Source organism: Pistricoccus aurantiacus, from assembly GCF_007954585.1.
Lineage (GTDB): Bacteria > Pseudomonadota > Gammaproteobacteria > Pseudomonadales > Halomonadaceae > Pistricoccus > Pistricoccus aurantiacus.
This window is the reverse complement of sequence record NZ_CP042382.1, coordinates 3,239,310-3,251,013: the sequence shown is the minus strand read 5'-3', so window position 1 is coordinate 3,251,013 and position 11,704 is coordinate 3,239,310. Positions and strand designations below refer to the sequence as shown.

Here is an 11,704-nt window from a genome sequence, read left to right as displayed (position 1 = left end):
ACCAGCAGGTGGAACGAAATAAATCAGACGCCGCTAGGCGAATAAAGTTACCGATCGTTGAAGGTTTATCAGTCAATCCACATGCTAGGATGACGCTATGATAACCAAGCGGCGTCGGGGTTTCATCCGGCGCGACCTTTCCTTCGTCCCGAGTCAAGGAAGTCGTCATATGCCCTCATCCTACAAGGCCTCTCGCCACTCCAAGCGCAACACGCAAGTGCTCGAACGCCCGGATTACGGCTGGATATGGAAGCCGATCGTCACCCTGGCAGTGATTTATCTATTGGTGACCCTGGCGCTAGGTATCTGGTGGAGCCGCACGCCGGACACCTTCGATGTCAAACGCGCCGCGGCGATGCAGCAGGGTTTCGAGGGAGTGGAGAATCCGACGCCGCCAATCAGCGTGCCGAAGGCTCGAGGAGCGGTCAGCGTGGCGACATTGATCGCCTCCATCGATACGTTGCTGGAAAAGCCCGGCGGTTATCTGCGCAATGACGTGATGCCGCCAGGGCTATGGCTCGACAACATGCCCAGCTGGGAACTGGGCGTGCTGCGTCAGACTCGCCTTATGACCGAACTGCTGGCCCAGAATGCCGATGGCGAAGCCGCCAGCCTCGAAGAAGCGGTGGAGCGTCTGAGCGCCGGAGACGAGGAATGGTTCTACCCTTCCACGGAGCGCCATCTCGCCAAGGCACAGGAAGCGCTGGACTATTATTTCGAGTCGATGACTAATAAAGGCGGCGATCGTCTCGCGCCGAGCGACGAACTGCCGGCAAGCTGGCTGAATCAGGCGGCAGAGCGCCTGGATTGGCTCAGCCATCGACTATCCGCCAGCGTCGTCGAGCGTGAGGCGCTTCGCGATCTGAACATCGATCCCCAGGAGTTGCCGGAACACACTCCCTGGTACCGGATCGACAACGTCTTTTTCGAAACCCGAGGCGCCACCTGGGCAATGCTGGTGCAGCTGAGGGCGCTGATGGCGGACTATCCGCAACTGATGCAGCAGGCACGGATCCAGACCGACGTGAAGCGCCTGATCGCGGAACTCAACTTTACCCAGCGCCGGCTATGGAGCCCGCTGATTCTCAACGGCAGCGGCTTCGGTATTTTTGCCAATCATTCGCTGATGATGGCCAACTATACCTTGAAGGCCCGCGACCTGGCCCAGGCCTTGGCGCAGCGGATCACGGACGTCCAGTCCAAGGAAATCGCCGAGAGTAACGAAAAGAAACAGCCACCGGCTCAGTCGGAAACACCATCACCGGCGGCGATGCAGACAAATAAAGACGCCTCAAAGCCATCCTCCGAGCCATCGGCAGCGAAGGGTTCCGAGGCCGAGTCTTCCTCGTCCACGGATCGGGAAACCACTCCAGAGACACCGGACGATACAGACAAGAACGACGACAAGACCAGAGTAAGCCCCGAGCAGGCCGCCGGTCAGCAAGACACTGCTGAGCCATAAAGATTTTGTTTCTCGTTGAAATACACAGGGCGCCTCGAGGCGCCCTGTCGCTGCAACACTAGTGTCGTTCAGACCCGATTATTCAACTCTTGTCATTCTCAAACCTTGGTATATGCTGCGGCGGCTTTTTCAATGGCCTTGCGCGCCGCGTCCGCATTTTCCCAGGATTCTACCTTGACCCACTTGCCTTTCTCGAGATCCTTGTAATTCTCGAAGAAATGCGCGATCTGCTGACGCAGCAGTTCCGGCAGGTCGGTCACTTCCTCGATATCGTCGTAAAGGGCGGAAAGCTTGGAGTGAGGCACGCACACCAGCTTGGCATCTTCTCCGGCTTCGTCGCTCATGTTGAGCACCCCGATGGGGCGGGCACGAATGACACTGCCTGGCTGTACCGGCACCGGCGTCACTACCAGAGCGTCGATGGGGTCGCCATCATCCGCAAGGGTGTCGGGAATGAAGCCGTAGTTGGCCGGATAGAACATCGGCGTGGCCATGAAACGATCTACCACCAGCGCATCCATGTCCTTATCGACTTCATACTTGATGGGAGAGTGATGGGCGGGGATTTCGATAATGACGTAAAGATCGTTTGGCAGATCCTTGCCGGCGGGGATATTGGCGTAGCTCATGGTCGCATCCTTGATGGGCGATAAGAAATGGTCAAAGCGCTTGGCTATTAAATCCGCCGAATTATACGAATAGGGCCGCAAGATTACCAACCTTACCCCTTTGGTCGGCAAGCCTGAGTCTTGCTCAGCCTGTATCATGAGAGCGTTCGAATTCCGTCGGGCATCTCGAACGTATCGATAGTCAAGGATGGGGAGCCAAGGGTGGATCGAGAACTCGCGCTTAGTGTGGGCCAGGCCCATGCCGCGCCGGAAAAGCAGCGCCATCGCAGTGCCATGGCGGTACAGGTGCCGCCGTGTCCGCTGCTCAAGGCCAAGGGAGCGGCGGCGGTGATCGCTAGCGCCCAGGCGCGCAACGCCATTGCTGGGCTGGCCAGCAGCCTGGGGGTCCAGGCCTTTATCGAGGACTATTTCGCCACGCCGGATCATTGGCGGGTCAAGGATTCCGCGACCCGAGTGCTGCGCGCTTTGAATGCCTGGTGCCATGGACAAAGTCGTCACGTCAGCGAAGGAGGCTACGTCTGTTCACTTTCCGCGCTGATCTTCTTCGAACGCGAGATGCACCTCTTTCATGTAGGCGATACTCAGATTTATCGACTGCGCGGCGCGGAGTTCGAGCAGCTGTCCCGGGATCACCTGACGGATCTGGGCGGCTACCGTTATCCCTCGCGCTCCCTGGGCATGGATGCCATCCTGGACATCGACTATGTCGCTTTGCCCCTCAAGCAGGGAGACATCTTCCTCTGTACCACTCAGGATGTGCGCGGCATTCTGCTTCCTTCGGATTTCGTACGCTTGATTCGCCAAGATGTCAGCGACCTGAACGCGGCCTGCGAGCGCCTGATCACCGAAGCTCGAGCGCGCTCCTACGCAAGAGGCTACGGCGGCGACCCGTTCACCTTCCAACTGGTGCGTATCGATCGTCTGCCGGAAGCGCGAACGGAGGTACCTGGCGCGCCCTATGGCACCCTGCCGGTGCCGCCGGAACTTGTCACGGGGCAAAGACTCGATGGCTTCGAGGTGCTGGAGGTGCTGTCGCGCACTTCCCGATCGCGAGTCTATCGAGTGCGCGATCTGACCAGCCAGAAAGTGCGTGTAATGAAGGCGCCAAGCCCGGAGCTTTCCAGTCGCAATGCCTATCTGGAGCATTTCCTGCTGCAGCAGTGGGTGGTGGAGCGCGTCAAGTCCCCCTTCGTCGCCAAGGCGGTGGAATCCTCGCGTCCTCGGCGTTATCTCTATTACTTGATGGAGTACGTCGAAGGCCAGCGGCTGACGGCTTGGGCGCGCCGGCATCCTCAGGCGAGTCTCGCCCAGCGCCTGGATATCGCCGGCCAGCTGGGCAAGGCGGTTCGGGCGTTGCACCGGCGGGATCTGCTTCACCAGCGCATTCATCCAGATAACGTCTTGATCGACAGCCACGGCAAGGTAGTGCTGACGGACTTCAACGCCTGTCGTCTGCGAGAAGGAGGAGAGCACAAGAATGTTCAGGCGCTGGCTCGCCAGCTGGGGCTGACGGAACACAGCGCCCCGGAATACGCCCTCGACGATCCGGTAGGACGCAGAAGCGATCAGTACTCCCTGGCGTCGACGATTTACTGGTTGCTGACCGGCGCCTTGCCCTACGCGCCGGCGCTCAAGGAAATCAGGCGCCATACCGATCTGGAAAAGCTGATCTACCGCAGCGCGCGTCTATCCAATCCCGAAATTACCCAGGCCCAGGACGACGCCTTGCGCCGGGCGCTGGACCCGCAGCGGGAGCTGCGCTACCGGCGCCTGTCGGAGTTTCTCTACGCGCTGCGCGAGCCTCGGAATGAGCCTGTTTACGTAAAAAAGGCGCGTTCACGGGAGCTCGCCAACTTCTGGCAAGGCGTGGCGGGAATTCTGCTATTGCTGCTGGTGCTTTCCTGGTTATTGAAATAGAGGGTTGTTGAGATAGATGGCTGTTGGAATGGGCGATGTAAAAGACCCTCGAAGAAACTTCGAGGGTTTGCGATGCGCTGGAGGTCCTTGATGATCCGGCTAGCTAGAGCGTGAATTCCGTCAGGCGCTTTTCTACCTTGGCCAGACGCAGCTTGGCAACTTTAGGCAGGCCGTTCTCGAAAGGCGGAAAATCCTCGCCCTGAATCAGCGGCGAAAGATACTGCCGGCAAGCGCTAGTGATGCCGAAGCCATCCTCGCGGATATATTCCTTGGGCATGAATTTTTCCTGATTGGCCACCTCCGCCAGGGGCGCCGCTTCGATGCGCCACTCGTAAGGGGATTCGCTGACACGCTTGATGGCCGGCATCATGGCATTCTGACCCGCCAGAGCCAGTTTGACGGCTTCACGACCTACCGCGTAGGCCTGTTCCACGTCGGTCTTCGACGCCAGGTGCCGCGCCGCCCGCTGCAGATAGTCTGCCACCGCCCAGTGATACTTGTAGCCCAGATCCTGCTTGATCATGCCCGCCAGGGTCGGCGCGACGCCGCCCAGCTGGCGATGACCGAAGGCGTCGGTGTTACCCGCGTCCGCCAGGAAAGTGCCGTCCTCGTAGCGCGCGCCCTCGGATACCACGATGACACAATAGCCGTAGCGCTTGACCGCTTCATCGACCCGGGCCATGACTGCCTCGCGATCGAAGGCGACTTCCGGAAAAATGACCAGGTGCGGCGGTTCGCCTTCACCTTCCCCGGCCAGGGCGCCGGCGGCGGCGATCCAGCCCGCGTGACGACCCATCACCTCGAGCACGAACACCTTGGTGGAGGTGGCGCACATGGACGCCACGTCCAGGGAGGCTTCCAGGGTCGAGGTGGCGATGTACTTGGCCACGCTGCCGAATCCCGGGGAGTTGTCGGTGATCGGCAGGTCATTGTCCACGGTCTTGGGCACGTGGATGGCGGTCAGCGGGTAACCCAGCTTCTCGGAAAGCTGCGACACCTTGAGGCAGGTGTCGGCACTGTCGCCGCCGCCGTTATAGAAGAAATAGCGTATGTCGTGAGCCTTGAAGACCTCGATCAGACGCTCGTACTGGGCGCGGTGGGTCTCGATGTCCTTGAGCTTGTAACGACAGGAGCCGAAAGCGCCGCCCGGAGTATAGCGCAGGGCAGCGATCGCCTCGTCGGATTCCTGGGAGACATCGATCAGATCCTCCGTCAAGGCGCCGATGATGCCGTTGTGGCCGGCGTATACCTTGCCGATTCGGTCGCCATGTTCGCGACACGCTTCGATCACGCCACAGGCGCTGGCATTGATGACAGCGGTCACGCCACCGGACTGGGCGTAGAAAGCATTGTGCTGGGCCATGGGGACTGCTTCGCTCCTGGATGATGACTAAAGGGATAAATCAAGGACAATCTCGGAAATTCGGCGCTATCTTAGCCGAACGATGAATGGGCTGCATCCGTGGAAAGTACCATTCGAGGGGCTAGGCAGTTGGCGAGGCGGCGCTGGCGGTTGCCCGTCGGATGACGCTTTCGGGGGCGCATGCTAGGCTGCCTGCCATCACGATGGAGACCGACGAGGATCATGCAGGCGATGCACGTTCATATTCTGGGAATCTGCGGCACGTTCATGGGTAGCCTGGCGCTGTTGGCTCGGGAGTTGGGTCACCGGGTCAGCGGCTCGGACGCGGGGGTCTATCCGCCCATGAGCACCCAGCTTTCCGAGGCGGGTATCGCCCTGTCTGATGGCTACCGGGCGGACAATCTGCAGCCGCGGCCGGATCTGGTGGTCATCGGCAACGCGCTTTCCCGGGGCAATCCTGAGGTGGAAGCGGTGCTCGATGCGCGCTTGCCCTATGTTTCCGGTCCTCAATGGCTGGCGGAACAGGTGCTGCCCGGGCGAGAGGTGATCGCCGTGGCCGGCACTCACGGCAAGACCACCACCGCCAGTCTGCTCGCCTGGCTGCTGGAAAGCGCCGGGCTTGCGCCGGGTTTTCTGATCGGCGGGGTACCGCGCAACTTCGGTATTTCCGCCCGGCTGGGCAATCTGAGACCGAAGGGGGCGAAAGCGCCTTTCGTGGTGGAGGCGGACGAATATGACACGGCGTTTTTCGACAAGCGCTCCAAGTTCGTGCATTACCGGCCACAAATTGCCCTGCTCAACAACCTGGAGTTCGATCACGCGGATATCTTTCCCGATCTGGCGGCCATCGAGCGGCAGTTTCATCATCTGGTGCGCTGCGTGCCGGGCAACGGGCAACTGCTGGTGGCAGATCGTGAGCCGGCCCTGGACCGAGTGCTGGAGCAGGGTGTCTGGACGCCGGTGGCACGCTACGGTAACGATGTCTCGAGTCCCTGGCGTTTCCGGCTGATAGAGAATGACGGCAGCTGCTTCGAGGTCATGCACGATGCGTTGGATCAACAGGAGCGCGGTGAGGTGAGCTGGTCCCTGAGCGGCGAGTACAATGTGCGCAACGCCCTGGGTGCCCTGGCCGCCGCCCACGTCCTAGGCGTTTCCCTGACCCGGGGATGCGCGGCTCTCGCTGACTTTCAAAGCCCACGCCGCCGCCAGGAGGTGCGCGGCGAGGTGGCGGGCATCCAGGTCATCGATGACTTCGCTCACCATCCCACCGCCATTGCCGCCACCTTGAGCGGAATGCGAGCGTCACGGTCTGGCGGGAGACTGCTGGCGGTGATCGAGCCGCGCTCCAACACCATGCGTCTGGGAGTGATGCGCGAACGGCTGGCGCAGTGCGTTGCCGACGCGGATCTGAGCTTCTGGTATCAGCCGAAAGCGCTCGACTGGCCTCTGGACAAGGTGATCGACGCCTGTCCGGTACCCGCTCGAGTGGCCTCGGACATCGACGCGCTGGTGAATGAGATAGTGACAGAGGCGAGTTCCGGGGATCGTATCCTGGTGATGTCCAACGGCGGGTTCCAAGGTATTCATGAACGGCTGCTGCGCGCGCTGGAAGCGGCGCATGGCTGAATCCACGACTTTCCTGGCGCCGATCACCGTGGCCATCACCGGCGCCTCCGGCGCTCAGTACGGCCTGCGGCTGATCGATGCCCTGATCGCTGCGAATCACGAGGTCTGGGTGATGATCTCGAAAGCGGCGCAGATGGTCATCGCCACGGAAACCGATCACAAGCTCCCGGCCCAGCCGGAACGTCTCGCCGAGGCGCTGGAAACGCTTGCCCGGGCTCGACCCGGCCAGATTCGCTGCTTCGCTCGGGAAGACTGGATGGCCCCGGTGGCTTCGGGCTCGGGGGCGTCGAGCGCCATGGTCATCTGTCCCTGTTCCACCGGCACCCTGTCCGCGGTGGCCTGCGGCGCCAGCAACAACCTGATCGAGCGGGCCGCGGACGTCGCCCTGAAGGAGCGTCGCAAACTCGTGCTGGTGCCCCGGGAAACGCCCCTGTCGGCGATTCATCTCGAACACATGCTCAAGCTGACTCAGCTGGGCGCGGTGGTTCTGCCCGCGGCCCCGGGCTTCTACCATCGGCCTGTCAGCGTCGAAGCGCTGGTCGATTTCATCGTGGCGCGTATCCTCAACCAGCTGGGCATCGAGCATCGGCTGGTGCCACCCTGGGGAGAGTAGATTTCAGCGAGCCGCGCCGTTTTTCCGTTCGTTCAAGCGCCATTACCTGATCATGATCAATCCGTCGTTATTATCGGTCTTTATTCCCACCTTTTTCCTGGTATCGCTGACCCCGGGCATGTGCATGACCCTGTCGATGATCCTGGGCATGACCCTGGGAGTGCGGCGCGCGCTGTGGATGATGGCAGGGGAACTGCTCGGTGTCGGACTGGTGGCGACGGCCGCCGGCGCCGGGGTGGCAACGCTCATGCTGCGCCATCCTGCCCTGTTCGTTGCCTTCAAATGGCTGGGCGGGGCTTATCTGGTCTATCTCGGCGTGATGATGTGGCGCTCCCGGGGGCGCATGGCGATTCCGCTGGAAGGTGGAGAGGTACCCCAGGCGTCCCGCCGACAGCTGCTGTTGCAGGGCTTCGTTACCGCGGTGGCCAATCCCAAGGGCTGGGCATTCTTCATCGCGCTGCTGCCGCCGTTTCTCGACCCGACACTTGCCCTGGCGCCCCAGCTGGCAGTGCTGATCGCGATGATCCTGAGTATCGAGCTGACCTGTCTGCTGCTTTATGCCGGTGGCGGGCGCACCGCCAGCCATCTGCTTGCCAAGGGCGGCAACGTGCGTTTGCTCAATCGTATCGCCGGCATTCTGATGGTCGGCGTGGGCCTGTGGCTGGCGACCGGCTGACCCGGCGCGCTCATACCGGTGGCAGCAGCGCAAGACGCAGCGTCAGCAGCCCGAGGGAGGCAACTCCCAAGGCCATCCAGGGCGCGTCCGCCAAGGAGCGATGGGCGAAGCGGTGATAGCTGACCCGCACCAGGCCACAGACCACCAGGCCCAGCAGGGCTCCGCCGATCAGGTCACTTGTCCAGTGCACCCCGATCATCAGCCGCGACAGGGCCATGGGTACGCAGATCGCGATGGCGATCCAGTATGCCCAGATGCGCTGGCGATAGGGCAGCTCCTGAGCGATGAACGCCGCCGCCAGGCCATACAGCACGATGGCGGTGGAGCTGTGAGCGCTTGGGTAGGAAAAAGAGCCGGTCAGATAGTCCGGGGTATCCGGTCGCGCCCGGCCCACCAGTTGCTTGAACAGGGTGTTGGCGACGGCGATGCCCCCCAGCCCGGCGCACAGGTGTAGAAAGGCGGAAAGATGCCGGGCCCAGAGCAGCCACAGAAGCCAGGGCAGGATCAGCGCTACCACCCCCAGGGTGTCGCCGGCTTCCGCCAGGTAGCCTCCCAGGGTGACCAGCAAGGGAGACTGCCACTGGTCGAAGAGCGCCTTGACCTGAAGGTCCATGGCGAGAGGACCGTTGGATTCGAGCACCAGCAGCGTCCACAGGCATAGCGCAAGCAGCGAAAGCATCAGCAGGCTCAGGGAGGCCAGGGGGAATTCCCCGCTGGGGCGGGGGGCTTGCATGGCTATCCAGAGTCGGCGAGTGGCAGGGTAGCGGCGGGCGAGGTTGGCGGTCAGCCGATACAGGCGACCCCGCCGGGTCAACTGATGGCGCAGCAGGGAAAAGCCCAGCGCCAGCACCACCACGCAAATCGCGAGTACGCTTAGCCAGCGCTCGGCGCCGGGGGGGATATCAACCAGGCGCTGCCAGTTGCGGCCCAGCAGATAGCCGGGCAGCACATAGGTGGGCGCCCAGAGCAGGGCGGAGCCGACATTGGCCCAGAGGAATTTCCAGGTGGGCATGTACAGCATGCCCGCCACCAGGGGGACGATCGGTCTGACCGGCCCGACAAAACGCGCGAAGACGATGGACAGGCTGCCATAGCGTTCGAAGAAGCCGATGCCGCTCTCCAGCCAATGAGGATGACGCCGAAACGGCCACATGTCGGGGATGCGCTGGCGCTGGGTGCTCCCCAGGGCAAAGCTCAATCCATCGCCGACCACCGCCCCCCCAAAGGCCGCCAAGAGTATCAAGGCAGCGGCGATATCCTGATGGCCCGCCAGGGAAGCCAGGGCGGTGATCAGCACCACGCCGGGCACCGCCAGACCGACCAGAGCGAGACTCTCCACGAGAGAAACGACGGCAATCAGCGCAAGCAGCATTCCCGGAGAAAACGCCTGGGCGTAGAACCATTCCACAAGATTCAAGTGCGTGCCTCCAGTAGATGTTGCTCCTTGATCCTGAGTCGTGTCTCGAAACTCGTCGACGTCTCGCCGGCGCGCAGGGTACAGATGCCTGCATTGGCGGTGATGGCCACGGTATCCACCAGGATCATTCCGTTGAGCGCGTCCAGCAGGCGGTACTGCAAGTGTTCGGCGCCCTTGGCCGGGGTGCCGGGAAGAATCAGCCAGAACAGGGACGCCTGGGTTCGCCCCAGACGATCCTGGGTTCGCCCTACCTGTCTGACCACCTGGCAGAAGCACTCGAGCAACGATCCACGCAGTTGAACGCCGAACTGCTCCTGGGCCATCTTCAGCTGGGGAAGATGGATGACCAGCACGCTGAGGGGCCGCCCCATCAACTGAGCGCGCTGATGCTCACCGTGCAATTGCTCGACGATGGCGGTAGTGCTTAAGGCGCTGCACTCCTGGTCCATGGGCGAGGTCAGGATATCCAGCGCCCGCTGACGATACTTTTCCCAAGGTGCCAGGGCGCCGGTGATCACCAGCGCCGCGTAGGTCAGCAGGGAATCGAGATCGGGGAGCTCCAGACCCAGCAGCACCAGCCATACCGGGGCCAGCAGCACGTTCAACAGTAGCGCGGGCACCAGCGGCAGCATCAGGATTGCCAGCACCGGCGGAAGGCCGCTCCACAAGCCCGGGTCGCCGGGCAGGCGAGCCAGTTCCACGGCACAAAGCAGATAGCAGCTGAACAGCGCGAGGTAGCTCGACAGGTAGCGGGCGTGATGATTGCTCAGGCGCAGCACCACCGCACCGGCCATCAGCAGTGTCAGTACCGCCGGCAGCAGGATGCGCCCGTAGTCCCCCATCAAATAGTGCCATAGCGCATATCCGCCCATGACCAGGATGCCGAAGACATAGACCAGGGCGATGAGCCGGTTCGGCCAGGGCGCGTTGCGTTCGATCACGGCTCGGCCTCTTGTCGGGGTTCCTCGTCGACCCGCAGGGGGACGGATTGCTGCTTGAGCGCCTGATGCTCGGCGTCGAGAGACAACGAGGAAGCCAGCTTGACAATGCGCGCTCGAGATGCAGCGGAGAAGCTTTCCATCAGCGTATGCCGCCGCTGGAGAGCCTGCTCTGTATCGCGGTTGATCAGGATGACCGCCAGGGTTTCGCGATCCAGCCGATAGCAGTGCTCGAATTCATGAATGCTGAGATTGCACTGCTCCACCACCGCCCAGTACTGGTGCCGAGGAACCTGCAGCAGCAGCAGATCCGCATGGGATCCTTCACGCTGGCAGCGAGCGATTTCCCGAGGCAGGTCTTCCGCCAGTTGAAGTTCCGACCACAGGCGAGTTCGCGGCAGGAGCCGCCGCCGTTGCTTGATGCGCTGCCAAAGCGGAATCAGCTTCATCGCCCGGCCCTGGCCAAGCACCATTAGAACGAACAGCAAAAGCCCGACGAACAGGCCCTGAATGCCGTTGCCGTCGTCGATCAACGTCTGCTGCACCTGATACCAGGCAAGCATCGCCAGCAGCACGAAAGTCGCCGCGGACCAGCGCGGCTGCGGCAGCATCAAGAGTACTGGAAAGCCCCATAGCCAGGCGGCATAGGTTGCCGGCTCGAACCATAGCAGGGCGGCCAGTAGCAGACCCATCACCAGCTGCCAGGGCGCGCGGGTCGGCCAGCGGTGACTCGCGCCGATCTGGGTGGCGGTCGCCAGTAGCCAGATCACCGCCAGCCCCAGCAAGACCGTCGCGAGCGCGCTGGGAGCACGGCCAGCGAGCCATGCGAGCAGCGCGGCGGCGATCAGTATCGTGAGCCGATTCAGCCCGGCTTTGTACTTGCTGTCCATGCGCCTTATGATTGATCTCTAGTCGAAATTTTCCCAGCCGTTGCCCGAAACACCAGTATGCCGCGAACCATGAGGCTGGCCGGGGTCTTCTTGACAGCCGCAGCTAAAATAGCGGGTCGTCAAACGTCCAGGAGAGTGCTTCCAGTATGCCCCCATCCAAGTTTCAAACCCAT

The 11,704-nt window shown here is 62.1% G+C and carries 10 protein-coding genes; 5 read left to right on the top strand and 5 right to left on the bottom strand.

Annotated features, from left to right (window positions below; translation table 11 throughout):
* Positions 1-169 precede the first annotated feature (169 nt).
* Positions 170-1,462 (top strand): DUF2333 family protein, encoded by a 1,293-nt coding sequence (locus tag FGL86_RS15375; RefSeq protein ID WP_147185547.1) that lies wholly within the window; start codon positions 170-172, stop codon positions 1,460-1,462.
* A 98-nt stretch (positions 1,463-1,560) separates the two neighbouring features.
* Here FGL86_RS15375 and ppa read toward each other — a convergent pair whose 3' ends face one another.
* Positions 1,561-2,091 (bottom strand): inorganic diphosphatase, encoded by a 531-nt coding sequence (gene ppa, locus FGL86_RS15370; RefSeq protein ID WP_147185545.1) that lies wholly within the window; start codon positions 2,089-2,091, stop codon positions 1,561-1,563.
* 273 nt (positions 2,092-2,364) lie between these two features.
* On the opposite strand from ppa, the gene FGL86_RS15365 reads away from it, so the two are divergent.
* Positions 2,365-4,008, top strand: a complete 1,644-nt coding sequence (locus FGL86_RS15365) for a bifunctional protein-serine/threonine kinase/phosphatase (protein ID WP_147186240.1) — start codon at positions 2,365-2,367, stop codon at positions 4,006-4,008.
* Positions 4,009-4,111: 103 nt separating this feature from the next.
* Here the strand turns inward: FGL86_RS15365 and FGL86_RS15360 are convergent, their stop codons facing one another.
* Positions 4,112-5,371: a 6-phosphofructokinase gene (locus FGL86_RS15360; protein ID WP_147185543.1), complete on the bottom strand. Its 1,260-nt coding sequence runs from the start codon at positions 5,369-5,371 to the stop codon at positions 4,112-4,114.
* 231 nt (positions 5,372-5,602) lie between these two features.
* Here FGL86_RS15360 and mpl point away from each other — a divergent pair, with 231 nt between their 5' ends.
* Genes mpl through FGL86_RS15345 form a run of 3 tightly spaced genes read left to right on the top strand, consistent with a single transcriptional unit; the run spans position 5,603 to position 8,286 of the window.
* A complete protein-coding gene (gene mpl / locus FGL86_RS15355; RefSeq protein ID WP_147185541.1) occupies positions 5,603-6,997 on the top strand; it encodes a UDP-N-acetylmuramate:L-alanyl-gamma-D-glutamyl-meso-diaminopimelate ligase in 1,395 nt (464 codons plus the stop codon).
* Positions 6,990-7,610, top strand: coding sequence for a flavin prenyltransferase UbiX (locus FGL86_RS15350; RefSeq protein WP_147185539.1), 621 nt, complete (start codon positions 6,990-6,992; stop codon positions 7,608-7,610). Before mpl ends, FGL86_RS15350 begins: the two co-directional genes overlap by 8 nt.
* Positions 7,611-7,662: 52 nt before the next feature.
* Entirely contained in the window at positions 7,663-8,286 is a 624-nt protein-coding gene (locus FGL86_RS15345; RefSeq protein ID WP_186764421.1) for a LysE family translocator, read from the top strand.
* Positions 8,287-8,296: 10 nt separating this feature from the next.
* On the opposite strand, the gene FGL86_RS15340 is transcribed toward FGL86_RS15345, so the two are convergent.
* The 3 genes from FGL86_RS15340 to FGL86_RS15330 are packed head-to-tail and all read right to left on the bottom strand — an operon-like array spanning position 8,297 to position 11,531.
* Entirely contained in the window at positions 8,297-9,694 is a 1,398-nt protein-coding gene (locus FGL86_RS15340; protein WP_342780089.1) for a bifunctional DedA family/phosphatase PAP2 family protein, read from the bottom strand.
* Between the two features lie 5 nt (positions 9,695-9,699).
* Complete coding sequence (locus FGL86_RS15335) at positions 9,700-10,644, bottom strand: GGDEF domain-containing protein (RefSeq protein WP_147185537.1); 945 nt, start codon at positions 10,642-10,644, stop codon at positions 9,700-9,702.
* The gene (locus tag FGL86_RS15330) at positions 10,641-11,531 is read right to left on the bottom strand and encodes a hypothetical protein (RefSeq protein ID WP_147185535.1); all 891 of its coding nucleotides are present in this window, start codon (positions 11,529-11,531) and stop codon (positions 10,641-10,643) included. The genes FGL86_RS15335 and FGL86_RS15330 overlap by 4 nt, the downstream gene beginning before the upstream one ends.
* Between the last annotated feature and the right edge of the window lie 173 nt (positions 11,532-11,704).

Bases quoted from the DNA above. Each gene is read 5' to 3' on its own strand.
- FGL86_RS15375 (WP_147185547.1), top strand. From the start codon at position 170: ATGCCCTCATCCTACAAGGCCTCTCGCCACTCCAAGCGCAACACGCAA.
- ppa (WP_147185545.1), bottom strand. From the start codon at position 2,091: ATGAGCTACGCCAATATCCCCGCCGGCAAGGATCTGCCAAACGATCTT.
- FGL86_RS15365 (WP_147186240.1), top strand. From the start codon at position 2,365: ATGGCGGTACAGGTGCCGCCGTGTCCGCTGCTCAAGGCCAAGGGAGCG.
- FGL86_RS15360 (WP_147185543.1), bottom strand. From the start codon at position 5,371: ATGGCCCAGCACAATGCTTTCTACGCCCAGTCCGGTGGCGTGACCGCT.
- mpl (WP_147185541.1), top strand. From the start codon at position 5,603: ATGCACGTTCATATTCTGGGAATCTGCGGCACGTTCATGGGTAGCCTG.
- FGL86_RS15350 (WP_147185539.1), top strand. From the start codon at position 6,990: ATGGCTGAATCCACGACTTTCCTGGCGCCGATCACCGTGGCCATCACC.
- FGL86_RS15345 (WP_186764421.1), top strand. From the start codon at position 7,663: ATGATCAATCCGTCGTTATTATCGGTCTTTATTCCCACCTTTTTCCTG.
- FGL86_RS15330 (WP_147185535.1), bottom strand. From the start codon at position 11,531: ATGGACAGCAAGTACAAAGCCGGGCTGAATCGGCTCACGATACTGATC.